Raw genomic sequence first — 24,500 nt, forward strand, 5'->3', positions numbered from 1 at the left:
GGACAGCGGAACCAGGGGAGGCGCGGATGCAGTTGGAGATCGACACGAAAGTGATCGTGTTCGCGTCGGGTGTGTTGCTGATGTGGGCGTTGGCGCTCGGAGTACTCAAGTACCACCAGATGAAAAGGTCGAGCGACGGAACCGCGCACCGATACGTCGACATCGCGCATCGGGCAGCGTTGATGTACTCCTTCGCTGCGCTCGTTCTTGCGGCTCTCGCGCACTACAGCGCCTGGCCGACGGTGGTCGACCTGACCGCAGCGGTGGTGGTGCTGGTGTTCTTCGTCGCCGCGATCGCCGGCTACACCGTGCACGGGATCCGGCGAGACACCGAGAATCAGTTCGTCCATCCCGTTCCGGGGACGCACCTGTTCATGCTCGCTCTGATCGTCGGCGAGATCGGCGGGACCGCGGTACTGCTGGCCGGATTTTTTGCCGAACAATTCTTGGGACGGTCCTAGTGTCGCTCGGTCCCGAGGACCGTTGTGACGCAAGCATTTCCGATTTGTCCGGATAACCGACAATTGCGAAAACAAACACCACCTTTCCTCCGGCGCGGAAACAGTGGATGGCTTAGCGTCGGGAAATGGGAATGTTTCGCACGAAGTCCGTCGACGAGATCGAGAGCGACGTCGACGACGAGGGGTCCGGCAGTCTGCGCAAGCAGCTCGGGTTACGCGACTTGGTCGGTTTCGGGGTCGGCATCGTCATCGGAACCGGCATATTCACGCTCACCGGTGTACAGGCCAAAGAAAATGCCGGCCCGGCGGTCGTGATCTCCTTCGTCATCGCCGGTGTCGTGAGTTTGCTTGCCGCACTGTGTTATGCGGAACTTGCATCGGCCGTGCCGACGGCGGGCAGTGCGTACACGTACGCGTACGCCACCCTGGGGGAGCTGTTCGCGTGGATCATCGGATGGGATTTGATCCTCGAATTCGCTTTGGGGGCTGCCGTTGTCGCTCGAAGCTGGTCCGGCTACCTCGCGGATCTCTTTTCTCTGCCACCCAGCTTGTTCACGGAGGAAGCGCCGGTGAACGTGGGGGCTGTTGCCATCGTCGCGGTGCTGGGCGTCATTGCCGCTGTGGGAGTCAAGGAGTCGGCGCGAGTGACCAACGTGCTGGTCCTGATCAAGGTCGCCATCTCGGTGTTCATCGTGATCGCCGGCCTGTTCTTCGTCCAGAAGTCGAACCTGGTTCCCTTCGTGCCCGAGTCCGTGCCCGCCGAGGCCGGTGGCTCGACGCTCGATCAGCCCCTGATGCAGGCCGTGGCCGGAATCGCACCCTCGGCGTTCGGATTTGCCGGCGTCGTCACCGCTGCAGCGGTCGTGTTCTTTGCCTACACAGGATTCGAGGCCGTTGCCAATCTCAGTGAGGAGGCCGAGCGGCCCGCCCATGATCTGCCTCGTGCACTGATCGGCACGCTCGTGGCATGCACGTTGCTGTACATGATGGTCGCGTTCGTCGTCACCGGCATGGTGAAATACACCGAGCTCGACGACAGCGCACCCATTGCCAAGGCGTTCGATTCTGTGGGTGCAGGCTGGGCGGGTGTTCTGGTCTCGATAGCGGCCGTCGCGGGTCTGACGTCGGTCATTCTGGTCGAGTTGGTGACCATCAGCCGAATCGGCTTCGCGATGGGCAGGGACGGTTTGCTGCCCAAGTCGGTTGCGAAGGTGTCTCCCCGTTTCGGGACTCCGACCCGGTTGACCGTCGGCGTCGTGGTGTTCGTGGCGCTGCTGGGGGCCCTGGTACCGCTGAAGGAACTGGCCGAGATGGTCAGCATCGGAGCCCTGTTCGCGTTTCTGCTGGTCTCGGCGGCAGTGCCGATCCTGCGTCGGACCAAGCCGGATCTCGAGCGGCCCTTTCGGGTTCCGCTGTCTCCCGTCGTGCCGATTCTGTCCGGGCTCTCGTGCGTCTACCTGATGGCCAACCTGGTGGTGGAGACGTGGATACGGTTTCTGGTCTGGTTGGCCCTCGGTCTGTTGATCTACTTCGCCTACGGGCGCCGCAATGCGAGGTTGGCGACGGAGGTGGTCGACCGATAGACCTACCGTCGGTCGAGGTAGAGCTCCGCCGTCTCCGTTGCCACGGCCGCGACCGCCGAGGCGAGGCCGGGCTCGAGATCCAGAGCCGTCGCGAGTGGCTCGCCGCGAAGATTCGACGATCGAAGCAACTCCCAGGCCCGCTCGACCAGTCGCACCGAGGTCGGGTGGTCCAATTCCGGTCGGTTGGACCGCAGCGCAGTGGCCGCCCAGTCCGCGTCGAACGTCCCGTTGGGAGGTCCGAACACGCGTTCACCGGACGAATAGCTCGTGGGCTCCATGCTCGACGACGCTAGCAGGATTTGCGGCAGGTGGGACCGTGACCGAACTGCGGCCGATCGACACTATTGAACCGATCGGTTTCATCTGTACGGTGAGTCGATGAGCGAGGGGTATCGCAGGCCTGTGGCGGCCGGGTCGGTCTTAGCGCCACTGCTCGCTGCTGTGCTGCTCGTCGGTTGCTCCGCCGGTGAGGCACCTCGCCCGACGCCCGATGCGTCGTCGTCACCGAACTTCGAGACCGCCACCGGCTCGCTCGTGGTCGGTGACCCGTTCACCGCGCCGACCGCCCCCACCGAAACGGTGCCGCCGGTCGTGCCGGGACTGTCGCTGGAGGGAATTCGTCACCCGTCGGGCTCACCCGTGGCGGTGACGGACGTGGTGTTGCGAGCCTCCTCCGTCGAGTATCGACTGCGCGGCAACGGGCCGGTGTCCTATACGGTGCGCTACGTCGACGAGGCCGTCCGATACGGAACCAGTGAGCCGGTCGCGCTTCCCGGGCGAGCCGTACTCCAGGTCGACATCGCCGGTACCTCGACCGAGCCGGATGTCACCGTCGTTCCGTATGCCGGGCCGGATCGGATTCGCAACGAGCCGGACTCCGCCGTGGTGGCGGTCGACTTCCTGGCCGATGCCGATGGAATCTCACAGTCCTTCGTCGCCGTGGCGTCAGACCGTCCGGACTTCGCGGTGCACAGCACCGAGGAACCGGCCGCCGTGATCGTCACCATCTCCTGAGCTGCCGCCACCCGACGTCGACGACGCGAAAGTACCTCTGCGACGTGCGTTCGGGCCCGGTCCACCGGGGGCCGCGCTACCATCGCGGTGTGTCCGACGCCACAGCGAGAGCAAGTTCGGCAGGTCAGGTGCATGTGCTCGTGTACAGCAGTAACGCGGCCACGCGCGCTCAGGTGATGTCTGCGGTGGGCACCCGGCCCGATCCGGCGCTCGGCGTCGTCGACTTCGTCGAGGTTGCCACCGCGGCCGTGGTCATCGAGCACCTGGACGCGGGTGGAATCGATGTGGCGATCCTCGACGGTGAGTCCTCGCCCGTCGGCGGACTGGGTTTGGCCAAGCAACTCAAGGACGAGATCGACGACTGCCCGCCGGTGCTGGTGCTCATCGGACGCCCCGACGACCGGTGGTTGGCCGACTGGTCGCGCGCCGAGGCCGCAGTTCCCCATCCAGTGGATCCGATTCGACTCGGGCGCGCGGTGGTCGATCTGCTGAGGCAGCACTCGGGTCGCGTCGGTGCCAGGGTCTCTCGATCGCGGTAGATCAGACCGTTTTCTCCGATGCGGGCACCGTCAGCACGAACCGGTGGATCGAGCCGGCGACAACAGCTCCGAGCACGGGGAACACCACGAACACCCACAGTTGTGACAGGGCAGGGCCGCCGGCGACGAGGGCGGGGCCGAGGGACCGAGCAGGGTTGACCGAGGTCGAGTCGATTCCGATGCCCAGCAGGTGAACCACGGTCAGGGTGAGGCCGATCGGGATGCCGGCCGCCACGACGGGGTGAACGGTGGGGGCCGTGGTGGCGAGTACAACGAGTACGAGCAGGCCGGTCGCGATCGTCTCGAACACCGCGACCGACGCCAAGCCGTACGCTCCGGGCGAGGAGCTGCCGAATCCGTTGGTGCCCAGACCGTCCGACGACATGTCGTACCCGGGACGGCCCGATGCGACCAACAGTACGACCAGCGCGCCGATCACTGCACCTGCGGCCTGGGCGGCGATGTAGAACGCAGCCTTGATCGGGGTGATGGCGCGAGCTATCAGGGCTCCGATCGTCACGGCCGGGTTGATGTGGCAGCCCGAGATCGGGCCGATCGCGTAGACGAGGGCAAGCAGTGTGAGTCCGAACGCCAGGGCGATGCCCGGGGTTCCGACGGTGTCGCCCGCGATGACGGCGGTGCCGACGCCGAATATCACGAGCAGGGCAGTTCCCAGTCCCTCGGCGGCGAGCGCCGAGACGGAAATCGACTTCATCGTCTCTCCTCAGTGGTGGCGGCAGCCCGGGTCGGGTGGCCGGAAATGTTCGGTGATTGGTCGTCCCTCGCGGTGTGGACCGCATGTGAGGCAAGAGTGATGTGGATCACATCAATGATTGGGTCCGAGGGTGGGTGGCCCATGCGCGTCAACGGTTTACGAAACTGGACTGCTCGAAATCCCGCGAGATCTGCACCGAACCCATACTGTGTGGTTCAGGTCACATTGGTACGGCCGTCGCATTTACTTTCGCGGCGGCGCGGTCGTCGATCGAGGGAGCGGATGCCCGAATGAACGCCTACGTTCCGATTCTCGTCCTGGGTGCCGTCGCAGTCGCGTTCGCGGTCTTCTCGGTGATGGTCGGCACGATGGTGGGACCCGCCCGATACAACCGAGCGAAGTTCGACGCGTACGAATGTGGAATCGAACCCACGATGCATGCGCCTACGGGACAACGATTTCCGGTGAAGTTCTATCTCACCGCGATGCTGTTCATCATCTTCGACATCGAGATCGTCTTCCTCTATCCCTGGGCCGTCCACCTCGACGTTCTCGGTGCGTTCGGGCTCGTCGCGATGGCGTTGTTCGTCGTGAACGTGTCGGTGGCCTACGTGTACGAGTGGCGGCGAGGCGGGCTCGGTTGGGACTGACCACACGATCTCGGATACGACGACGGAACGATGCACTGTTCTCATTCTGCGGAAGCGAAAGAGCGTGATCGATGGGACTCGAAGAGAAGCTACCCAGCGGATTCCTGCTGACCACCGTCGAGGGGTTGGCCGGGTACGCACGTAAGGGCTCGCTGTGGCCCGCCACCTTCGGGCTCGCATGTTGTGCCATCGAAATGATGGCCACCACGTCCGGCCGTTTCGATCTCGCGCGATTCGGAATGGAAGCGTTTCGCGCGTCCCCCCGGCAGGCGGATCTGATGATCGTGGCCGGCCGCGTCAGCCAGAAGATGGCTCCGGTGTTGAGGCAGGTCTACGACCAGATGGCAGAACCGAAATGGGTTCTCGCCATGGGTGTCTGTGCATCCTCGGGCGGAATGTTCAACAACTACGCGGTGGTCCAGGGAGTGGACCACATCGTGCCCGTCGACATCTATCTGCCCGGGTGCCCGCCTCGGCCCGAGATGCTGCTCAACGCAATCCTGGAGTTGCACAAAAAGATTCAGCAGATGCCGTTGGGTGTGAACCGGGAACAGGTGCGAGCGGCCGCCGAGGCGGCTGCACTCTCGTCCACCCCGACGATCGATCTGAAGGGTTTGCTCCGATGACGGCGCAGCCGCCGGGTGGGATGTCTCAGCCGCCAGGAAAAATGTCTCAGCGGCCACGCGGGATGTTCGGGGTTCGCGGTAGTGGCGACACGTCGGGCTACGGCCGATTGGTGCCGCCGGCGGCAGCGGAGGACACCGCGACGCGGCCCTACGGCGGCTACTTCGATGCCCTCGTCGATCGGTTGGCCACCGTCCTTCTTGCTGTGAACCCCGTCGCTACGTTCGACGCCGCCGTCGAACGGGTGGTGATTCATCGCGGCGAATTGACGCTGCATCTGGTGCGGGAGTACGTGCCTGCCGTCGCCCAGGCGCTACGGGACGACGAAGAATTGCGATTCGAATTGTGTACCGGCGCATCGGGTGTGCACTATCCGGACCTGATCGGCCGGGAGTTGCACGTTGTGTACCATCTGGTCTCCATCACGCACGGCCGTCGGCTCCGACTCGAAGTTGCCGTCCCCGACGACGATCCACACAGTCCGTCGCTGTGCGGGGTGTATCCCACCAACGACTGGCACGAGCGCGAGGTCTACGACTTCTTCGGCATCGTCTTCGACGGTCATCCTGCATTGACGCGGATCGAGATGCCCGACGACTGGGTCGGTCATCCACAACGCAAGGACTATCCGCTGGGCGGAATTCCCATCGAGTACAAGGGCGCTCGCGTCGCGCCTCCCAACGAGCGCAGGTCGTACAACTGATGAGTGCAACGGACGAAACCATCTACGCGGTCTCCGGACGGGACTGGGACGACGTCGTCGAGTTGGCCCGCGGATCGAGTACCGAGCGGATCGTGGTCAACATGGGCCCGCAGCACCCGTCAACCCACGGCGTGCTGCGGTTGATTCTCGAAATAGAGGGCGAGACCGTTACCGAGGCTCGTTGCGGGATCGGCTATCTGCACACGGGAATCGAGAAGAATCTCGAGTACCGAAACTGGACCCAGGGCGTCACGTTCGTCACCCGGATGGACTACCTGTCGCCGTTCTTCAACGAAACCGCATACTGCCTCGGCGTGGAGAAGCTACTGGGTATAACCGACGACATTCCCGAGCGCGCCACGGTGATCCGGGTGATGCTGATGGAGCTGAATCGCATCTCGTCGCATCTCGTTGCATTGGCCACGGGCGGAATGGAATTGGGAGCGGTCACCGCGATGCTGTTCGGGTTCCGTGAGCGCGAGCTGATACTCGACGTTTTCGAGGCCATCACCGGGCTCCGGATGAACCACGCCTACATCCGGCCGGGCGGACTGTCGCAGGACCTACCCGAGGACGCGGTCGGCAGAGTACGTGAGCTCCTTCGCGTGCTGCCGGGACGCCTGCGCGACCTCGAACTCATGCTCAACGACAACCCGATCTGGAAAGCCAGAACCGAGAACGTAGGTTATCTCGATCTCACCGGATGTATGGCGCTGGGCGTCACCGGTCCGGTGCTGCGTTCGACCGGACTGCCCTACGACCTGCGACGGTCCGATCCGTACTGCGGGTACGAGAACTACGAGTTCGACGTGGTGACCGACACCGGATGCGACTGCTACGGGCGATATCTGATTCGCGTCGAAGAAATGAAGGAATCGCTCAAGATCGTCGAACAGGCCCTCGACCGCCTGCGTCCCGGGCCGGTCGTCATCGACGACAAGAAGATCGCGTGGCCGGCCGAGCTGGTCTCGGGACCCGATGGCCTGGGCAACTCTCAGGAGCATGTGCGGACCATCATGGACACCTCGATGGAATCGCTGATTCACCACTTCAAACTGGTGACCGAGGGAATGCGGGTCCCGGCCGGCCAGGTGTTGTCCTCGGTGGAGTCGCCGCGAGGGGAGCTAGGGGTACACATCGTCAGCGACGGTGGAACCAGGCCGTACCGAGTGCATTTCAGAGATCCGTCCTTCACCAACCTGCAAGCGGTGGCGGCAATGTGCGAGGGCGGAATGATCTCCGACGTCATCGCCGCGGTCGCCAGTATCGACCCGGTGATGGGTGGGGTGGATCGATGACCGCGCAGCCCCAGTCGGAACCGGTTCTGATCCAACTCGGAGCCCGGCCGGACGAACCGGTGCAACTGGCCACGCCGGGTGCACGAACGTCGTATCCCGCCGAGGTGCTCGCCCGGCTGCACGCCGACGCCGATATCGTCGTCGCGCGCTATCCGCAGGCCAGATCGGCCCTGCTGCCGCTGCTCCATCTCGTGCAAGCCGAGGACGGCTGCCTCACGCCCGCTGGAATCGAATTCTGCTCGAAGGTACTCGAACTCACCGGGGCGGAGGTGACTGCAGTCGCGACCTTCTACTCGATGTATCGACGCGAACCCACCGGGACGTACCGCGTCGGCGTGTGCACCAACACGCTGTGTGCTGTCATGGGCGGCGACGCCATCATGGACGCGCTGCGTGATCACCTGGACGTCGAGCACGGAGGTACCACCGCCGACGGCACGATCACCCTCGAACACATCGAGTGCAATGCCGCATGCGATTACGCCCCGGTGATGATGGTCAATTGGGAGTTCTTCGACAACAGCACCCCGTCGTCTGCGCGGGATCTGGTCGATGCACTTCGATCCGGCACCCAGGTCACTCCGACGCGTGGAGCACCGCTGTGCACGTTCCGCGAGACCGAGCGGATTCTCGCCGGATTTTCCGACGATCGGCCCGAGGCACTCGAAGCGACCGGTAGTGCAGGCCATGCCACCCTGGCCGGACTGCGATACGCGCGCGAACACGCGATGTCGGCACCCGAGGCCGGGGCACGACCGAACGACGATCACCCGGACGTCGGAGCCGCGGCCGCACCGGAGACGGTGCGAGACAAGCCCGCACCGGCACCCTCGGCGACCGTGCCACCACAACCGAACACCACCGAGACCGATCCACCGACGAAGGGAGCGTGACATGGCCCTGACGCCGGTGTTGAGCGAGTTCTGGGACGAAAAGGATTCCTGGACGCTCGACGTCTACCGAAGCCACGACGGATACCGCGGGCTCGAGAAGGCCCTCGCGATGGACCCCGACGACCTCATCGCCTTCGTCAAGGAATCCGGATTACGCGGTCGCGGCGGCGCAGGATTTCCGACCGGAACGAAGTGGAGCTTCATCCCGCAGAACGACGGTAAAGAGCATTATCTGGTGGTCAATGCCGACGAGTCCGAGCCGGGTACCTGCAAGGACATGCCCCTGCTGATGGCGAGCCCGCACACGCTGGTCGAAGGAATAGTGATCGCCGCGTACGCAATTCGCGCATCCCATGCATTCGTGTACGTCCGCGGCGAGGTAGTGCCGGTGCTACGCAGGCTGCAGGCTGCGGTCGCCGAGGCCTACGCGGCGGGCTATCTGGGAAAGGGTGTTCTCGGAACGAAATTCGACTTGGAGTTGGTGATCCACGCCGGAGCCGGCGCCTACATCTGCGGTGAGGAGACAGCCCTCCTCGACTCGTTGGAAGGTCGGCGCGGACAACCTCGGCTGCGGCCACCGTTCCCCGCAGTGGCGGGCCTCTACGCGCGCCCGACGGTGGTGAACAACGTCGAATCGATTGCCAGCGTTCCAGTGATCCTGCGCAAGGGAATCGAGTGGTTCCGATCGATGGGTAGCGAGAAGTCACCCGGCTTCACGCTGTACTCCATCTCGGGCCACGTCTGCCGTACAGGCCAGTACGAGGCACCGTTGGGGATCACGCTGCGGGAGTTGCTCGGCTACGCGGGCGGGATCAGACCGGGACACGAACTGAAGTTCTGGACGCCGGGAGGATCCTCGACGCCGATGTTCACCGGCGAGCATCTCGATGTCCCACTCGACTACGAGGGCGTCGGTGCCGCCGGATCGATGCTGGGCACCAAGGCCCTGCAAATATTCGACGAGACGACCTGCGTGGTGCGAGCGGTGCTGCGCTGGACCGAGTTCTACGCACACGAATCCTGCGGCAAATGCACACCGTGCCGGGAGGGCACGTACTGGCTGGTGCAAATTCTGCGTCGCCTCGACGGTGGAACCGGCACCGAGGCCGACCTGACGACCCTGCTCGACATCGCCGACGGCATCGCCGGAAAGTCCTTCTGCGCGTTGGGAGACGGTGCCGCCAGCCCGATCGTGTCTTCGCTGAAGTACTTCCGTGACGAATACATCCGTCACGTCACCGAGCAGGGATGCCCCTTCGATCCACACCGATCGACCCTGATGGCAGAGGAGCTGACGTCATGACTGCAGCAGCACATGGTCGTTCCGCGGGCTCCACTCCTGCATCCCCGGGTCATTCCGCAGGCTCCACTCCTGCCAATCCCGATCACTCGGTCACCAGAGTAGAGATGGTGACACTGACCATCGACGACCACGAGATCAGTGTTCCCAAGGGCACGTTGGTGATTCGCGCGGCCGAGTTGATGGGCGTACAGATTCCGCGATTCTGCGATCACCCGCTGCTCGATCCGGTGGGTGCCTGCCGCCAATGTCTGGTCGATGTCGAGGGGCAACGCAAGCCGTTGGCGTCTTGTACGACGACCGTGGCCGAGGGCATGGTGGTGCGCACTCAGGTGACGTCGGAGGTCGCGGGCAAAGCGCAACGTGGCGTCATGGAATTGCTGCTGATCAACCATCCTCTCGATTGCCCGGTGTGCGACAAGGGCGGTGAGTGTCCACTGCAGAATCAGGCGATGGCCGCGGGTCGCACCGAGTCCAGGTTCACCGAGACCAAACGTACGTATCCCAAACCGATTCCGTTGTCGGCCGAGGTTCTGCTCGATCGCGAACGCTGCGTCCTGTGTGCTCGATGTACTCGCTTCGCGGCGCAGGTTGCCGGTGATCCATCCATCGAGCTGCTCGAACGCGGTGCCGTGCAACAGGTCGGCATCTTCGGCACCGAGCCGTTCGACTCCTACTTCTCGGGAAACACCGTCCAGATCTGCCCCGTGGGTGCACTGACGAACACCGAGTATCGGTTCCGAGCGCGCCCGTACGATCTGACGTCCTCGCCGAGCGTGTGCGAACACTGCGCAGGAGGCTGTGCGCAACGCACGGATCATCGTCGTGGCAAGGTCCTCCGCCGCTTGGCTGGTGACGATCCCCAGGTCAACGAAGAGTGGAACTGCGACAAGGGCCGGTGGGCATTCAAGTACGCCAGCGAGCCGGACCGCATCGGCGCACCGATGGTCAGAGACGAATCGGGGGCTCTGGTCGAGACGTCCTGGTCGGCCGCATTGGCGGCGGCGGCAACGGGACTGGCTGCGTCGATCGGGAACGCTGCGGTACTCGTGGGCGGAAGATCGACTGTCGAAGACTCCTACGCATACGCCAAGTTCGCGCGAACACTGCTGCACACCAATGACATCGACTTCCGCAACCGTGCTCACAGCGCCGAGGAAGCGGAGTTCCTGGCCGGTCGTATCGCGGCGACGGGGCTGGGCGTGACCTACTCGGATCTCGAAAACGCTCCTGTGGTGTTGATGGTGGGGTTCGAGCCGGAAGAAGAGTCACCGCTGGTCTTCCTCAGGTTACGCAAGGCGCGCCGGACGCGCGGCGTGGTCGTGGCGTCGATCGCACCCTGGGCCAGCCGCGGTCTGCGCAAGCTCGACGGGGTGCTCCTGCAGTCGATTCCCGGCGAGGAACCACAGTGGCTCGACGCACTGCACGTCGGTGACCGCGGTACCGAATCGATCGCCCAGCTCCTCCGGAGCCCGGGAGCGATCGTGCTCGTGGGCGAGCGGCTCGGTTCCGTTCCCGGTGCATTGTCCGCAGCGTCGAAGTTGGCCGACGACACCGGAGCGAACCTGGCATGGATTCCGCGACGGGCAGGAGAGCGCGGTGCCCTCGACGCAGGCACGTTGCCGAACCTGCTGCCGGGCGGGCGGCCCGTCGCCGACGCCGCCGCCCGCGCCGAGGTGGCAGCCGTGTGGGGAGTGACAGAACTGCCTACAGACGCGGGCCGAGATACCGCGGCGATACTGGCGGATGCCGGGCCTGACCGCGCCCTGATCACCGCAGGGATCGACCCGGACGATCTGCCCGATCCGCAGGGTGCGCTCGACGCGGTGGACCGATCGGCATTCGTGGTCAGCCTCGAACTACGCCACAGCGCTGTCACAGACCGGGCCGACGTGGTGTTTCCGGTGGCACCGGTGGTCGACAAGCCCGGCACCTTCGTCGACTGGGAGGGCAGGCCTCGCGCGTTCGACACGGCGCTCGGTGCCGGCGCGGTATTACCCGACCAACGCGTTCTCGACGCCATTGCCGCGCAGATGGGAGTCGAACTGTCGCTACCCGACGCGGCGGCGGCGCGCGGCGAGCTGGCACGGCTGGGAGCCTGGAGCGGATCACGGATTCCTGTGGCCCGAGTGGCACCACGGCGAGATATGCCGACGCTCTCCATCGGCCAGGCAATTCTGGCCACCTGGCGAATGCTCATCGATTCGGGACGGATGCAGGACGGCGAGGACAATCTCGCGCAGACCGGCCGGGCACCCGTGATCAGGCTGTCCGAGACGACGGCGTCGAGCATCGAAGCGTCGTCCGGCGACCTGGTCAGGGTCGAGACGGGCCGGGGCTCGATCACGTTGCCACTGAAAGTCACCGATCTACCCGACAACGTGGTGTGGGTGCCGATGAACTCACCGGGGTCTTCGGTGTACGGCTCACTCGGCGCGGAGTCGGGTGCGGTGGTGAGGATTCGCAGGGATCAGCCCGCGGAGCGACCCGAGGGTGCAAGAGTGGAGCCTGCGGAACGACCCGGGGGTGCCGGAGTGGAGCCTGCGGAACGACCCGAGGGTGCAGGAGTGGAGCCTGCGGAACGACCCGGGGGTGGTGCATCGTGATTGTCGCAGCGCCGACCGATCTGTCGATGTTCGGCACCGACCCGTGGTGGCTGGTGGTCGGCAAGGCCCTGGCGGTCTTCGTTTTTCTGGTGCTCACACCGCTCGTGGCCATCTATGCCGAACGCAAGATCATGGCGTGGATGCAGATGCGCGTCGGGCCCAATCGGGTGGGTCCGTGGGGACTGTTGCAGTCTCTGATGGACGGGATCAAGCTCGCTCTGAAAGAGGGAATCACTCCGACCGGCGTCGACAAGCCGATTTACATTCTGGCTCCGATCATTTCGGTGGTCCCTGCCTTCATGGCCTTCGCGGTGATTCCGTTCGGTCCCGAGGTGTCGGTGTTCGGCACTACGACTCCGCTTCAGATGACCGACCTGCCGGTGGGGGTTCTGTACATCCTCGCGGTCACCTCGGTGGGTGTGTACGGGATCGTCCTGGCCGGTTGGGCGTCGAGTTCGACGTATCCGTTGCTGGGTGCACTGCGTTCGACGGCTCAGGTCATTTCCTACGAGGTTGCGATGGGGCTTTCGTTCGCTGCGGTGTTCCTGTACGCGGGCACCATGTCGACGTCCGGAATCGTTGGTGCGCAACAGAACACCTGGTACGTGTTCCTGTTGTTGCCGTCGTTTCTGGTGTACGTGACGGCGATGGTGGGTGAAACCAACCGCGCGCCGTTCGACTTGCCCGAGGCCGAGGGGGAGTTGGTGGGCGGGTTCCACACCGAATATTCCTCCTTGCGTTTCGCGATGTTCATGCTTGCCGAGTACATCAACATGGTCACGGTGTCGGCGCTCGCGACCACGTTGTTCCTGGGTGGCTGGCGGGCTCCGATTCCGTTGAGTCTGTGGAGCGGTGCCAATTCCGGGTGGTGGCCGGTGCTGTGGTTCGTCGCCAAGGTGTGGGTGTTCCTGTTCGTCTTCATCTGGTTGCGGTCGACGTTGCCGCGATTGCGTTACGACCAGTTCATGAACTTCGGCTGGAAGATCCTCATTCCCGTCGCTCTGATCTGGGTGATGGTGATCGCGACGGTGCGGGTTCTGGGGGCCGGGCGATACGACGTACCTCTGGTCACATTCGTGGTGTCGACGATCTTTGCAGTCGCCGTCCTGGGTTCGCTGCTGCTCTTACTGCGCCGCCGCGCGCGCACACGAAACCTGCCGCCTGCTGCACCCGTCGCACCGTTCGACGCTGCGGCGGGCGGGTTTCCCGTACCTCCCATTCCGAAGCAGGGCACGAACATCGCGAGCCGGCACGCCGGCGCACGGTCCACCGTGGCCGCGTCCCAGAAGGAGAACGCCGATGCCTGAATTCCTCGGTCCTATAGCAGGTTTCGGTGTCACCTTCGCCACCATGTTCAAAAAGCCCGAAACCGAGCTGTATCCGGAGGAGAAGAAGCCGACCGAGATGCGCTATCACGGCCGCCATCAGCTCAACAGGTACGCCGACGGGCTCGAGAAGTGCATCGGTTGCGAACTCTGTGCGTGGGCCTGCCCGGCCGACGCGATCTATGTCGAAGGTGCCGACAACACCGAGACCGAACGGTTTTCGCCGGGCGAGCGATACGGCGGGGTCTACCAGATCAACTATCTCCGGTGCATCGGCTGCGGACTGTGTGTCGAGGCCTGTCCCACACGGGCTCTGACGATGACCAACGAATACGAACTGGCCGGTGACAACAGAGCCGACCTGATCTACGAGAAGGATTCGCTGCTGGCACCGCTGGAGCCGGACATGGTGCCGCCGCCGCACGCGATGGCACCGGGGCGTTCGGCAGAGGACTACTACCGCGGTGCCGTCACCGGTGCCGAGAGCGAGGCCGACACCGATCGAGGGCCGGTTCGATGACTGCCACCGTTCAGCTCGCGCTCGAGGCAACCTCCACCGGCGAGGCCGTGCAGTTCTGGACCCTCGGTGTCGTTGCGGTCATCGGTGCACTGGGTGTGGTGATGAGCACGAAGGCCGTCTACTCGGCACTGTTCCTCGCGGCCACCATGGTGGTTCTCGCTACCTTCTACATGGCCCAAGGGGCCCTGTTTCTCGGTGTCGTGCAGATCGTCGTCTACACCGGCGCGGTCATGATGCTGTTTCTGTTCGTCCTGATGCTCGTCGGGGTCGATACCTCGGAGTCGTTGACCGAGACACTGCGCGGGCACCGTATCGCGGCCGTTGTCATCGGAATCGGCTTCGGGCTGTTGATCATCGGGGTGCTGCTGCGCGACTCGGCCCGCGCCGGGCGACTCGATTTCGCCGGACTCGACGCGGCCAACTCCACCGGAAACGTAGAAATTCTGGCCGAGCTGATCTTCGTCGAGTACGTCTGGGCGTTCGAGCTGACCGGCGCGCTGTTGATCACGGCCACCATCGGGGCGATGATTCTGGCGCACCGGGAGGCTCTGGGACCGGTGAAGGGTCAGCGGGAGATGTCGCAGGACCGGTTCCGTGACGGCTCCAGGGTGACGCCGCTGCCGAGCCCCGGTGTGTTCGCTCGTCACAACGGCGTCGATCGACGGGCTCTGCTCCCGGACGGAAGCGAGTCGGACTCGTCCGTCAACGCACTGTTCGCCGATCGAGGCATCGAGTACAAGGTGGACGGGGGTGACACGCGATGAATCCAGAGAATTACCTCTACCTGTCGGTTCTGCTGTTCACGATCGGCGCGGCGGGAGTCATCGTCAGGCGCAACGCCATCATCGTGTTCATGTGCATCGAATTGATGCTCAACGCAGTCAATCTCGCGTTCGTCGCGTTCTCTCGCATGCACGGCAATCTCGACGGCCAATTGTTCGCGTTCTTCACCATGGTGGTAGCTGCAGCCGAGGTGGTGGTGGGCCTGGCGATCATCATGGCCATCTTCCGTTCTCGTCGCTCGATCTCGATGGACGAGAACAATCTGATGAAGAACTGACGGGGGAGCAGAAACGATGTCGATCCTGTGGCTTCTCCCGGCTCTGCCGGCGTTCGGTGCGGCCGTCCTGCTGCTCGGTGGCCGGCGCTGCAACTCGTGGGGCCACCTTTTCGCGACGGCCGCCGCGGTGTCGTCGTTCGTCGTTGCGGCGCTGGTGTTCTCGTCGATGCTCGGACGGGACGAGTCGGACAGAACACTGACTCACACGCTGTTCCGCTGGGTGCCCGTCGACCAATTGCAGGTCGACTTCGGCATGCGTGCCGATCAACTCTCGATCTGTTTCGTCCTGTTGATCACCGGGGTCGGATCACTCATTCACGTGTACTCGATCGGGTACATGAGCCATGACCCGGAGCGGCGACGCTTCTTCGCGTACCTCAATCTGTTTCTCGCAGCCATGCTGCTGCTGGTGCTGGCAGACAATTTCCTCGGCCTCTATCTGGGGTGGGAGGGTGTCGGTCTGGCGTCGTACTTGCTCATCGGATTCTGGCAACACAAGCCATCGGCAGCGACGGCTGCTCGAAAAGCGTTCGTGGTCAACCGCGTCGGCGATATCGGCTTGGCCATCGCCCTGATGATCATGTTCGTGAACTTCGGGTCTGTGCAGTACGACGTGGTGTTCGCGGGAATCGGGAACGCGGGTGAATCGGTGGCGACCGCCATGGCACTGATGTTGCTGCTGGCGGCCTGCGGGAAGTCGGCCCAGGTGCCGCTGCAGTCGTGGCTCGGCGACGCGATGGAGGGCCCGACGCCGGTCTCCGCACTCATCCACGCGGCGACGATGGTCACCGCCGGGGTGTATCTCATCGTCCGATCCGGACCGGTGTTCGAGGCCTCGCCGGTGGCGCGGGCGGCGACCGTCACGGTCGGCGCGGTGACGTTGCTGTTCGGTGCCGTCATCGGTTGTGCGAAAGACGACATCAAGAAGGCGCTCGCCGCCTCGACGATGAGTCAGATCGGGTACATGGTGCTCGCGGCCGGACTCGGCCCGTCCGGCTATGCCTTCGCCATCGTGCTGCTGCTGTCGCACGGATTCTTCAAGGCAGGCCTGTTCCTCGGGGCCGGCTCGGTGATGCACGCGATGTACGACGAGACCGACATGCGACGGTTCGGCGGGCTCCGTGCCGCGATGCCGATCACGTTCGTCACGTTCGGTCTCGGCTACCTCGCCATCATCGGAGTTCCGCCGTTCTCCGGTTTCTTCGCAAAGGATCCGATCATCGAGATCGCGTTCGCGGCCGGGGGAGCGGCAGGTGTGGTGCTGGGCTGCGTCACGTTGCTCGGTGCGGGCTTGACGGCCTTCTACATGACTCGGGTGATGCTGATGACGTTCTTCGGCCCGAAACGCTGGTCGGCGCAGGCAGACCCGCACGAAGCGTCGGCGACGATGACAGCCCCCATGATTCTGTTGGCCGTCGGCTCGGTGGCATCGGGTGCCTTCCTTGCGGTGGGTGGACGCCTCGAGACGTGGCTGGAACCGGTGGTGGGATCGGCGCACGAAGAACACGCGATACCTGCCTGGGTCGTGACGGTCGCAGTTCTGGCAGTGGTACTCGTGGGCGCAGGCGTCGCGTACCGGACGTACATCGCTCGTGACGTTCCCCCGACTCCACCCGAGGACGTATCGGTGCTGACCAGAGCCGCACGCGCTGACCTGTACGGCGACGCCTTCAACGAGGCAGCATTCATGCGGACCGGTCAAAAGCTCACGAACACAATGGTATTCGCCGACAAGGCGGGTATCGACGCGGTCGTGGACGGGGTGGGGAGATCGATCGGCGGAGTATCGACTCGATCGAGGCGGCTGCAGACCGGATTCGTACGGTCCTATGCGTTGGCGATGTTCGCCGGGGCCGTTCTTGTCGTGCTGATGGTGGTGGTCCTGTGACACTGCCCTGGTTGACCGTCCTGTGGGTTCTGCCGGTACTCGGCGCGATTGTCGTCGCCCTGGTGCCGGCCGATCGTCCGACGATCGCGCGCGGCGTCGCCGTGGGGTTCGCCACCGGCACCCTCGCGGTGTCGGTGGTACTCGCGGTCGCGTTCGACTCCGGTGGCGATCGCTACCAGTTCCTCGAAGACCATTCGTGGATAGCGGCATTCGGTGCGCGCTACACGCTCGGCCTCGACGGAATAGGCCTCGTGCTGGTGATGCTCACCACCGTTCTGACCCCACTGCTCCTGGTCGCGGGCTGGCACGACGGCAGCCGTATCGCGAACTACGGATCGCGCCGGATCTCGCACACCTACATGGCGTTGATCCTGGTGGTCGAGTCCATGGTGATCGTCTCGTTCCTCGCCTTGGACGTATTGCTGTTCTACATCTTCTTCGAGGCGATGCTGATTCCGATGTACTTCCTCATCGGTGGGTTCGGCGGTGTTCAGCGAACGCGCGCCGCGGTGAAATTCCTGCTCTACAACCTGTTCGGTGGACTGGTGATGCTGGCTGCCGTCATCGGGTTGTACGTCGTCACGGCCAGGCCCGACGGCCCGTTCGACGGCGGGACGTTCGATCTACGCGCGATCGCGGATGCGGCGTCATCGGGGGGACTCGATGTGGATCCGATGGTTCTGAACGCGCTGTTCCTCGGCTTCATGTTCGCGTTCGCGATCAAGGCACCGCTCTGGCCGTTCCACACGTGGCTACCCGACGCTGCAGTGCAGTCCACCCCGGCGACTGCTGTGCTGATGATGTCGGTGGTGGACAAGGTCGGCACCTTCGCCATGCTGCGCTTCTGCCTCGAGCTCTTTCCCGGTTCGTCGCAGACGTTCGCCCCGTGGATCATCACGCTCGCAGTGATCGGAATCGTGTACGGCGCGATACTGGCGATCGGTCAGACCGACATGATGAGACTCATTGCCTACACCTCGATTTCGCACTTCGGATTCATCATCCTCGGCATCTTCGCGATGACCGGTCAGAGTCAGGCCGGTGCCACGCTGTACATGGTCAACCATGGAATCTCCACCGCCGCATTGTTCTTGATCGCAGGCTTTCTCGTGTCCCGTCGTGGTTCACGCGCGATCGCCGACTACGGCGGCGTCCAGAAGGTCGCGCCGGTGCTCGCCGGAACGTTTCTGATCTCTGGTCTGGCCACGCTCTCGCTACCCGGTCTTGCCCCGTTCATCAGCGAATTCTTGGTGTTGATCGGCACATTCGGTCGCTACGGCGTCGCCGCAATCGTGGCCACCGGTGCGCTCGTGCTGTCGGCGATCTACATTCTCTGGCTCTATCAACGGGTGATGACGGGGCCCGTCCGAGAGGGCAGCGACAAGATCTCCGATCTCGTTCCCCGTGAGGCGTTGGTGGTGGTCCCGTTGCTTGCGCTGCTGATCGTATTCGGGGTGTACCCGAAACCGGCACTCGACATCATCACTCCGGCAGTGCAATCCACGATCGTCGACAGTGCAGGAGGTCAACGATGACCACTCCCGAAGTGCAGTACGGTCTGCTGTCGCCCATGTTGATCGTCTTCGGTGTCGCGGTTCTCGGGATTCTCGTCGAGGCGTTCGTACCGCTACGTGCTCGTCGCGCAACCCACGTGGGTCTCGCTCTGGCAGGGCTGGTCGGCGCCCTCGCGGCAGTGCTCGGCCTGGGCGGCACCGAGGCAGCCGCGATGAACGGGGCCGTCGCGATCGACGGACCGACTCTGTTCCTGCAGGGAACCATTGTGCTCGTGGCAATTCCGGCCATCGCACTGTTGGCGGAGCGCACCGTCGCCGTCACCGGGGCCGGAGCCGAGCGCCGCATCGACTCGTTCACTCCGCAGGCCTCGACCACGCCGGGCAGCGTGGCAGAGAAGCAGGCCATCGATGCAGGCGTCGCCCAGACCGAGGTCTTTCCACTGGCGATGTTCGCGATCGGAGGCATGCTGCTGTTTCCGGCGTCCACGGATCTGCTGACGATGTTCGTGGCGCTGGAAGTGCTGTCGTTGCCGCTGTATCTGCTGTGCGGACTGGCGAGACGACGACGACTGCTCTCTCAGGAAGCAGCCCTCAAATACTTTCTGCTGGGCGCGTTCTCGTCTGCGTTCTTCCTGTTCGGAGTCGCGTTCCTCTACGGCTACGCCGGGACGGTCCGATTGGACGGAATCGCCGACGCCATCACGGCAAACGGCCAGGGCAGATCGCTCGCGCTGAACGGAACCGCCTTGCTTGCGGTGGGTCTGCTGTTCAAAGTCGGTGCCGTGCCTTTCCATTCGTGGATTCCCGACGTCTACCAGGGTGCCCCTACTCCGGTGACGGCGCTGATGGCCACCGTGACCAAGGTGGCGGCCTTCGGTGCGATTCTGCGAATCTTCGGAATGGCGCTGCCCGGTCTCGAGTCGAGTTGGCGTCCGATGTTGTGGGTGATCGCTATCGCGACGATGGTGCTCGGTTCGGTTGTCGCGGTGACGCAGACCGACGTCAAACGAATGCTGGCCTACTCGTCCGTGGCGCACACCGGGTTCATCCTCACCGGAGTGACTGCGCTGGGTAGTTCGGGTGATGTACGTGATTCGGGGGTGTCGGCCACGATGTTCTACCTGCTTGCCTATGCCTTCAGCACGCTGGGTGGATTCGCCGTCATCGGTCTGGCCCGAGACGAACGCGGTGAGGTGAGCGACCTGGAGCGATGGGCGGGTATCGGTCGCCGCTCGCCGCTCGTCGCCGCTGTGTTCGGCTTGTTCCTGCTTTCGTTCGCCGGGATCCCGCTCACCAGTGGGTTCATCGGTAAGTTCGCGGTGTTCAGCGCAGCCTCGGGTGCGGGGGGAGCCGCACTGGTCGTGGTCGGAGTGGTGTGCAGTGCGATTGCAGCGTTCTTCTACGTGCGCGTGATCGTGCTGATGTTCTTCGCCGAACCCAGCGAACGGACCGCCACGGTGGTGCGTCCTACCGCGCCGGTGGCCTGTGCGATCGGGGTGTCGGTGATCGTCACCGTGGCACTGGGAGTCTTTCCTCAGCCCGTTCTCGATATCGCCGCGCGGGCCGGGAACTTCCTCTAGCTCGTACAGGCCTACTTAGCGGACTTCATTCGCTGCTTCCACGTGTGCGAGCCGGTGCCCACGGGGATTCCACCGATGGCTCCCGCGAGGCCGAATGTCGGCATGTTGACGTAGATCGCTTCACTGTCCTGGGCTGTCGCGGTATAGGTTTCGTGCCATACGCCGACATGGCCGGTCGCAGCGACCGATCGGTTGAAGGCACGCCATGCGGGGGCATGTGGTGCGTCGGGATCGGAGGCGAATCGCGTCAGGTCTTCCGCGTTGCGCCAGTAACTGACGAGCATGGTGGTGCGGCCCAACCACGAGTGGTAGCCGAGCAGTCCGGAGGTGGGATCCTGCTCGAGGTGGCTGAGCATCCGCGGCATCGCGCGCGCGGCGGGAAGCCAGGACCGAACGGCAAGGGGATTGTTGATGCGCATTCCGATGAGGAAGACCGTGACGGTGTCGCGGTCGGATTCGACCGTGGTGCGGCCGTCGATGATGGATTGCATGACGTGTTCCCGTCTGTTCGTTTCGGGGCCGAGCGCATGGCGTGACACTGTTATAAAACACTGTTGTGATAGATTTCGCAAGTGGCGAGACCCAGAATTCACGATGCCGAACTGCGCACCCGGCTACTCGAAGCCGCAGCGGAAACCGTTGCGCGCCATGGCGTCGACTCGTTGTCGTTGCGTAAACTCGCGGCCGCGCAGGGCACCTCGACCACGGCCATCTACTCGCTGTTCGGCGGTCGAGCGGAGCTGCTGGTGGCTCTGTTCGGCGCGTCGTTCTCGAGTTTCGGTGACGCGCAACGCAGCGTTCCTGTCACCGGGGAATCCGAGGTCGACCTGCGCGAACTGGCATTTGCGTACCGCCGCTGGGCCATGGCCAACCCACACCTCTACGCAGTGATGTTCGGCGGAGTGCTCGGTTCGGTCGACGTATCCGATCAAGCACACCTCGCGGCCGCCGCGATGGATCCGCTTCGGGCGGCGGTGGCGAGCGCCGTCGAGGCAGGCACGATGAGCGGCGCGTCGGTGGACGTGATCAGCCACTCGTTCTGGGCGATCGTGCACGGTCTGGTGTCGCTCGAGTTGTCGATACCCGGGATGGCCGACGACGAGGATCGTCGGGTGATGTTCGACGCCGGGGCGGCGTCTGTGCTGCGCGGGTGGATGCGTCAGTAGGTGCGCGGTATCCCGATGATCTTGGTGGCGTCGACGGTCATACCCAACCGTGCTGTCGGAGCGAGCGCGGGCAGGGCCGGAAGATCGTCGGGGGTGGATGTGGCGGCACCGATCACGTCGGCACCAGCGATCTCGAAGTCGGAGATCGCTCGCCGAAGATGGCTGGGAGTTGTTGCGAGCACCAGATTCACAGCACCGATCTCAGCGGCCAGTGAGGTGGCGCGCTGCGCATTCTGCACCGTCGAATTCGCAGTGGACTCGGCGTGAATGCGGTCGGCCTCAATCTCGTTGTCGATCAGCCACTTCTTCATCGCTTCGGCTTCGGTGACGCCGCGCTGCGGATTTCCACCGGTGACGATGATGGGTGATTCGGGGGAACGCTCGGCGACCGCGGCAGCGGATTTCAGTCGCTGCACCAATTCCGGTGCCATACTGCCGTCGTCGTTCAGGCCCAGGCCGAGCACCACGATTGCCGTCCTCACGCCATCGGTCGCAGGCGCGAAGTCGATCGTCTCCGTCGCCGCCTCGTCGATGACTTCGATAGCCCGATCCACCGCATCGGCAAGCGGGGGAGACAGGGCGCGCAGGCGGGCCGAGTGCTGCGCACGTGCGTCGGCATCATCGGTTGCGTTGGCGTAGAACGTCTGCAGTGCTGCCACATTGGCATCGTTCGGTGCGGCGGTGGCAACCGCGTCCAGTGCGGCGAAACCGGCCTCGTAGCGACCCTTGACCAGAGCATTCTGCGCATCGTTGTACTGCTGCGCGTCGGCCGAACGTACTGCGTCGGCAATCGTTGGGGTCGAGATCGGCGCAGCGGGCTCGGCCGTCGCCGAACTGGATCCCATGGCGAGCCCGAACACGGCGACACAGGAGACCACGGCAACGCGAATCGACGGTTGTTGTCGGTCGGATCGCATTGTCGGCTGCCCTCCTGAACGATGATGGGTTTTCGTCACCCTAGCTCAGTTCGGTGCCAGTGTGGCTGGTGTGATCCGAGTTGCTCGAGTTACAGGAATGTACTTCGGTGTCGGCTGAACTCGATCGTCACATCGTGACCGGAGCGCGTCCGCGGTCGGCTGGTTCGATGGTCACCTCGGCGTCGGGAAGAAAAACGCGCTCGGTCGTGGTGGTTCCGTCGACGCCATCGGTGACCGTCACCGCCACGTTCTCGGCAACCTGTCCAGCGCTCTCGATGAACCCGGTCGGGACACCCTCCTCGATGAGGAGATGATCACCCACCAACAGAAGAAGCTCATCCGCCGTCACCGTTCGCCTGCCGCCCACATCTTCGATTGTCATGAATCCCACCGTAGTGTGAATTGTCCGAATGGGTTGTTGCTCGGTCCCCGATCCCGGATTCGCACTGGTCGTCGTGCAGGCTCCACTCGAGCCCCTGCGAGTTGTCGACGCATGTTCGACAATCATTGTTCTAGAACAGATCGATGGAGTCACCGGCCGCTGAGGCATACCGTAGACACACCAACAGGCCCCCACACGGAAGAAGGTGTCGAGTGACCGACTCCGATGCAGGATTCGACCCGAGCTCACTGCGGCCGTCGTTGTTCATCGACGGGCAATGGCAGGAAGCCGGTGACGGCGGGACCCGCGACATCGTCGATCCGTCCAACGGCAGCGTCGTGGCCGTCGTCGACGAGGCGACACCCGACGATGCCCTGGCTGCCGTTGCCGCGGCTCGGGCTGCGTTCGACGACGGCCCGTGGCGCTCGGTGACGGTGGGTGAGCGCAGTGATCTGCTCAATCGCATCGCGGACTTGCTCCAACGAGACAAGGCGAAGTTGGCGCACATCGAGACCCTCGATACCGGAAAGACGTTCGGCGAGAGTGAGATCGATATCGACGACGTCACCTCGGTGTTCCGCTTCTACGCCGATCTCGCTGTGGTGCAGGCAGATCGACTGATCGACGTCGACCGTCCGGAAATTCTGAGCCGAGTGGTGCACGAGCCCATCGGTGTCTGCGTGATGATCGCGCCTTGGAACTACCCGCTGTTGCAGATCTCGTGGAAAATCGCCCCCGCCTTGGCTGCTGGGTGCACCATGGTGCTCAAACCCAGCGAGGTGACGCCACTGAGCACCATCGCGTTCACCAAGCTCGTGGAAGAAGCGGGAGTGCCTGCCGGTGTGGTCAACCTGCTGCAGGGCAGCGGCGCGACGCTCGGAGATGCGCTCACCAGGAACCGCGACGTCGACTTCATCTCCTTCACCGGCGGACTCGCCACTGGCAGGCACATTCTTGCCGCGGCCGCGGAGAACGTCACGAAGGTGGCGGTGGAACTCGGGGGCAAGAATCCACATATCGTCTTCGCCGACGCGGTGGCCGACGAGCAGTCGTTCGCCGATTCGGTCGACAACGTGCTGACCGGAGTGTTTCTGCATTCCGGTCAGGTGTGTTCGGCCGGTACCCGACTGATCATCGAGGAATCAGTGGCCGACCGGTTCGTGGCCGCCGTGGCAGAGCGTGCGAAGACCATCGTGATGGGGCCGGGTATGGACCCGGCCAGCGAGACCGGACCTCTGGTGTCGCAGGCGCAGCGCGAGAAGATCGAAGGCTTCGTGGCGACGGGTATCGAGGAGGGGGCCACCTTGGTCATAGGAGGTACCAAGCCGGACGATCCGTCCTTGAGCAAAGGTAGCTATTTCCTGCCCACCATCTTCGATCACTGCGATCGGTCGATGAATATCGTGCAAGACGAGACGTTCGGGCCCATACTCACTGTGGAGCGATTCGACACCGAGGCCGAGGCGCTTCTACTGGGTAACGATACGAATTACGGTCTCGCCGCGGGTGTTCGGACATCCGACGCCGCGCGAGGCGAAAGAATGGTGCGTGGGCTTCGTCATGGAACGGTGTGGCTCAACGACTTCGGTGTCTACACGGCGGCCGCGGAATGGGGCGGCTTCAAGCAGTCCGGGAACGGCCGCGAACTCGGACCGTCCGGTATGTCCGAATATCAAGAAGCGAAGCATATTTGGCACAACACCTCACCTACAGCGGCGGGGTGGTTCGGTACCCGATAGAGCACGATGGGAAAGGCCACAGG

General features: G+C 64.0%; 25 protein-coding genes. 20 read left to right on the plus strand and 5 right to left on the minus strand.

Annotation, left to right across the window (positions count from 1 at the left end):
• The first annotated feature begins 26 nt into the window (after positions 1-26).
• Both K414_RS0115530 and K414_RS0115535 read left to right on the plus strand, forming a co-directional pair.
• Positions 27-461: a hypothetical protein gene (locus K414_RS0115530; RefSeq protein WP_027496771.1), complete on the plus strand. Its 435-nt coding sequence runs from the start codon at positions 27-29 to the stop codon at positions 459-461.
• 125 nt (positions 462-586) lie between these two features.
• A complete protein-coding gene (locus tag K414_RS0115535) occupies positions 587-2,044 on the plus strand; it encodes an amino acid permease (protein ID WP_027496772.1) in 1,458 nt (485 codons plus the stop codon).
• A 2-nt stretch (positions 2,045-2,046) separates the two neighbouring features.
• Here K414_RS0115535 and K414_RS0115540 read toward each other — a convergent pair whose 3' ends face one another.
• A complete protein-coding gene (locus K414_RS0115540; protein ID WP_027496773.1) occupies positions 2,047-2,322 on the minus strand; it encodes a hypothetical protein in 276 nt (91 codons plus the stop codon).
• Between the two features lie 100 nt (positions 2,323-2,422).
• Between K414_RS0115540 and K414_RS0115545 the strand changes: the two genes are divergently transcribed.
• Together K414_RS0115545 and K414_RS27125 are read left to right on the plus strand one after the other, a co-directional pair.
• Positions 2,423-3,058 (plus strand): hypothetical protein, encoded by a 636-nt coding sequence (locus K414_RS0115545; RefSeq protein ID WP_141214967.1) that lies wholly within the window; start codon positions 2,423-2,425, stop codon positions 3,056-3,058.
• Positions 3,059-3,147: 89 nt separating this feature from the next.
• Entirely contained in the window at positions 3,148-3,597 is a 450-nt protein-coding gene (locus tag K414_RS27125; protein ID WP_051365375.1) for a chemotaxis protein CheY, read from the plus strand.
• A gap of 1 nt (position 3,598) precedes the next feature.
• Here K414_RS27125 and K414_RS27130 read toward each other — a convergent pair whose 3' ends face one another.
• Entirely contained in the window at positions 3,599-4,312 is a 714-nt protein-coding gene (locus tag K414_RS27130) for an aquaporin (RefSeq protein ID WP_032370827.1), read from the minus strand.
• A 290-nt stretch (positions 4,313-4,602) separates the two neighbouring features.
• On the opposite strand from K414_RS27130, the gene K414_RS0115560 reads away from it, so the two are divergent.
• From K414_RS0115560 to nuoN, 14 genes are all read left to right on the plus strand, one after another.
• Positions 4,603-4,962, plus strand: a complete 360-nt coding sequence (locus K414_RS0115560) for an NADH-quinone oxidoreductase subunit A (protein ID WP_027496775.1) — start codon at positions 4,603-4,605, stop codon at positions 4,960-4,962.
• 71 nt (positions 4,963-5,033) lie between these two features.
• Positions 5,034-5,588 (plus strand): NADH-quinone oxidoreductase subunit B, encoded by a 555-nt coding sequence (locus K414_RS0115565; protein WP_027496776.1) that lies wholly within the window; start codon positions 5,034-5,036, stop codon positions 5,586-5,588.
• A gap of 20 nt (positions 5,589-5,608) precedes the next feature.
• Positions 5,609-6,289 carry an NADH-quinone oxidoreductase subunit C gene (locus K414_RS0115570; protein WP_032370971.1) on the plus strand — a complete coding sequence of 227 codons (681 nt, stop codon included), beginning with the start codon at positions 5,609-5,611 and terminating at the stop codon, positions 6,287-6,289.
• Positions 6,289-7,587, plus strand: coding sequence for an NADH dehydrogenase (quinone) subunit D (nuoD, locus tag K414_RS0115575; RefSeq protein ID WP_027496778.1), 1,299 nt, complete (start codon positions 6,289-6,291; stop codon positions 7,585-7,587). The genes K414_RS0115570 and nuoD overlap by 1 nt, the downstream gene beginning before the upstream one ends.
• The gene (nuoE, locus tag K414_RS0115580) at positions 7,584-8,480 is read left to right on the plus strand and encodes an NADH-quinone oxidoreductase subunit NuoE (RefSeq protein ID WP_027496779.1); all 897 of its coding nucleotides are present in this window, start codon (positions 7,584-7,586) and stop codon (positions 8,478-8,480) included. The genes nuoD and nuoE overlap by 4 nt, the downstream gene beginning before the upstream one ends.
• 1 nt (position 8,481) lies before the next feature.
• On the plus strand, positions 8,482-9,783 hold the full coding sequence (nuoF, locus tag K414_RS0115585) for an NADH-quinone oxidoreductase subunit NuoF (RefSeq protein ID WP_027496780.1): 1,302 nt from the start codon (positions 8,482-8,484) through the stop codon (positions 9,781-9,783).
• Positions 9,780-12,386: an NADH-quinone oxidoreductase subunit G gene (locus K414_RS27135; RefSeq protein WP_081701611.1), complete on the plus strand. Its 2,607-nt coding sequence runs from the start codon at positions 9,780-9,782 to the stop codon at positions 12,384-12,386. The genes nuoF and K414_RS27135 overlap by 4 nt, the downstream gene beginning before the upstream one ends.
• Positions 12,387-12,412: 26 nt before the next feature.
• Positions 12,413-13,693: an NADH-quinone oxidoreductase subunit NuoH gene (gene nuoH, locus K414_RS0115595; protein WP_032391636.1), complete on the plus strand. Its 1,281-nt coding sequence runs from the start codon at positions 12,413-12,415 to the stop codon at positions 13,691-13,693.
• Entirely contained in the window at positions 13,686-14,231 is a 546-nt protein-coding gene (nuoI, locus tag K414_RS0115600; RefSeq protein WP_027496782.1) for an NADH-quinone oxidoreductase subunit NuoI, read from the plus strand. Before nuoH ends, nuoI begins: the two co-directional genes overlap by 8 nt.
• The gene (locus tag K414_RS27140) at positions 14,228-14,995 is read left to right on the plus strand and encodes an NADH-quinone oxidoreductase subunit J (protein ID WP_037219294.1); all 768 of its coding nucleotides are present in this window, start codon (positions 14,228-14,230) and stop codon (positions 14,993-14,995) included. The genes nuoI and K414_RS27140 overlap by 4 nt, the downstream gene beginning before the upstream one ends.
• Positions 14,992-15,291, plus strand: a complete 300-nt coding sequence (gene nuoK / locus K414_RS0115610; RefSeq protein ID WP_027496783.1) for an NADH-quinone oxidoreductase subunit NuoK — start codon at positions 14,992-14,994, stop codon at positions 15,289-15,291. Before K414_RS27140 ends, nuoK begins: the two co-directional genes overlap by 4 nt.
• A gap of 16 nt (positions 15,292-15,307) precedes the next feature.
• Positions 15,308-17,179, plus strand: a complete 1,872-nt coding sequence (nuoL, locus tag K414_RS0115615; protein ID WP_027496784.1) for an NADH-quinone oxidoreductase subunit L — start codon at positions 15,308-15,310, stop codon at positions 17,177-17,179.
• Positions 17,176-18,714, plus strand: coding sequence for an NADH-quinone oxidoreductase subunit M (locus K414_RS0115620; RefSeq protein WP_027496785.1), 1,539 nt, complete (start codon positions 17,176-17,178; stop codon positions 18,712-18,714). Before nuoL ends, K414_RS0115620 begins: the two co-directional genes overlap by 4 nt.
• On the plus strand, positions 18,711-20,273 hold the full coding sequence (nuoN, locus tag K414_RS0115625) for an NADH-quinone oxidoreductase subunit NuoN (protein ID WP_051365129.1): 1,563 nt from the start codon (positions 18,711-18,713) through the stop codon (positions 20,271-20,273). Before K414_RS0115620 ends, nuoN begins: the two co-directional genes overlap by 4 nt.
• 11 nt (positions 20,274-20,284) lie before the next feature.
• On the opposite strand, the gene K414_RS0115630 is transcribed toward nuoN, so the two are convergent.
• Entirely contained in the window at positions 20,285-20,764 is a 480-nt protein-coding gene (locus K414_RS0115630; RefSeq protein WP_032370831.1) for a DUF4188 domain-containing protein, read from the minus strand.
• Between the two features lie 81 nt (positions 20,765-20,845).
• Here K414_RS0115630 and K414_RS0115635 point away from each other — a divergent pair, with 81 nt between their 5' ends.
• A complete protein-coding gene (locus K414_RS0115635; RefSeq protein ID WP_027496788.1) occupies positions 20,846-21,439 on the plus strand; it encodes a TetR/AcrR family transcriptional regulator in 594 nt (197 codons plus the stop codon).
• On the opposite strand, the gene K414_RS27145 is transcribed toward K414_RS0115635, so the two are convergent.
• Both K414_RS27145 and K414_RS0115645 read right to left on the minus strand, forming a co-directional pair.
• A complete protein-coding gene (locus tag K414_RS27145; RefSeq protein WP_051365130.1) occupies positions 21,433-22,356 on the minus strand; it encodes a YdcF family protein in 924 nt (307 codons plus the stop codon). The two genes, K414_RS0115635 and K414_RS27145, sit on opposite strands and share 7 nt — an antisense overlap.
• Before the next feature lie 127 nt (positions 22,357-22,483).
• A complete protein-coding gene (locus K414_RS0115645) occupies positions 22,484-22,738 on the minus strand; it encodes a hypothetical protein (protein ID WP_027496789.1) in 255 nt (84 codons plus the stop codon).
• 212 nt (positions 22,739-22,950) lie between these two features.
• Between K414_RS0115645 and K414_RS0115655 the strand changes: the two genes are divergently transcribed.
• Positions 22,951-24,477, plus strand: coding sequence for an aldehyde dehydrogenase family protein (locus K414_RS0115655; RefSeq protein WP_051365132.1), 1,527 nt, complete (start codon positions 22,951-22,953; stop codon positions 24,475-24,477).
• The last annotated feature ends 23 nt before the right edge of the window (positions 24,478-24,500 follow it).

Origin of the sequence: Rhodococcus sp. JG-3 (assembly GCF_000482405.1) — a bacterium.
GTDB classification, from domain to species: Bacteria; Actinomycetota; Actinomycetes; order Mycobacteriales; family Mycobacteriaceae; genus Rhodococcoides; species Rhodococcoides fascians.

Excerpts from the sequence above, each read along its gene's own strand:
- K414_RS0115535 (WP_027496772.1), top strand. The coding sequence starts at position 587 with ATGGGAATGTTTCGCACGAAGTCCGTCGACGAGATCGAGAGCGACGTC.
- nuoK (WP_027496783.1), top strand. The coding sequence starts at position 14,992 with ATGAATCCAGAGAATTACCTCTACCTGTCGGTTCTGCTGTTCACGATC.
- nuoF (WP_027496780.1), top strand. The coding sequence starts at position 8,482 with ATGGCCCTGACGCCGGTGTTGAGCGAGTTCTGGGACGAAAAGGATTCC.
- K414_RS0115560 (WP_027496775.1), top strand. The coding sequence starts at position 4,603 with ATGAACGCCTACGTTCCGATTCTCGTCCTGGGTGCCGTCGCAGTCGCG.
- nuoI (WP_027496782.1), top strand. The coding sequence starts at position 13,686 with ATGCCTGAATTCCTCGGTCCTATAGCAGGTTTCGGTGTCACCTTCGCC.
- K414_RS27130 (WP_032370827.1), bottom strand. The coding sequence starts at position 4,312 with ATGAAGTCGATTTCCGTCTCGGCGCTCGCCGCCGAGGGACTGGGAACT.
- nuoE (WP_027496779.1), top strand. The coding sequence starts at position 7,584 with ATGACCGCGCAGCCCCAGTCGGAACCGGTTCTGATCCAACTCGGAGCC.
- nuoD (WP_027496778.1), top strand. The coding sequence starts at position 6,289 with ATGAGTGCAACGGACGAAACCATCTACGCGGTCTCCGGACGGGACTGG.
- K414_RS27140 (WP_037219294.1), top strand. The coding sequence starts at position 14,228 with ATGACTGCCACCGTTCAGCTCGCGCTCGAGGCAACCTCCACCGGCGAG.
- nuoH (WP_032391636.1), top strand. The coding sequence starts at position 12,413 with ATGTTCGGCACCGACCCGTGGTGGCTGGTGGTCGGCAAGGCCCTGGCG.
- nuoL (WP_027496784.1), top strand. The coding sequence starts at position 15,308 with ATGTCGATCCTGTGGCTTCTCCCGGCTCTGCCGGCGTTCGGTGCGGCC.
- K414_RS0115570 (WP_032370971.1), top strand. The coding sequence starts at position 5,609 with ATGTCTCAGCCGCCAGGAAAAATGTCTCAGCGGCCACGCGGGATGTTC.
- nuoN (WP_051365129.1), top strand. The coding sequence starts at position 18,711 with ATGACCACTCCCGAAGTGCAGTACGGTCTGCTGTCGCCCATGTTGATC.
- K414_RS0115545 (WP_141214967.1), top strand. The coding sequence starts at position 2,423 with ATGAGCGAGGGGTATCGCAGGCCTGTGGCGGCCGGGTCGGTCTTAGCG.
- K414_RS0115540 (WP_027496773.1), bottom strand. The coding sequence starts at position 2,322 with ATGGAGCCCACGAGCTATTCGTCCGGTGAACGCGTGTTCGGACCTCCC.
- K414_RS0115565 (WP_027496776.1), top strand. The coding sequence starts at position 5,034 with ATGGGACTCGAAGAGAAGCTACCCAGCGGATTCCTGCTGACCACCGTC.
- K414_RS27145 (WP_051365130.1), bottom strand. The coding sequence starts at position 22,356 with ATGCGATCCGACCGACAACAACCGTCGATTCGCGTTGCCGTGGTCTCC.
- K414_RS0115530 (WP_027496771.1), top strand. The coding sequence starts at position 27 with ATGCAGTTGGAGATCGACACGAAAGTGATCGTGTTCGCGTCGGGTGTG.
- K414_RS27135 (WP_081701611.1), top strand. The coding sequence starts at position 9,780 with ATGACTGCAGCAGCACATGGTCGTTCCGCGGGCTCCACTCCTGCATCC.
- K414_RS0115645 (WP_027496789.1), bottom strand. The coding sequence starts at position 22,738 with ATGACAATCGAAGATGTGGGCGGCAGGCGAACGGTGACGGCGGATGAG.
- K414_RS0115630 (WP_032370831.1), bottom strand. The coding sequence starts at position 20,764 with ATGCAATCCATCATCGACGGCCGCACCACGGTCGAATCCGACCGCGAC.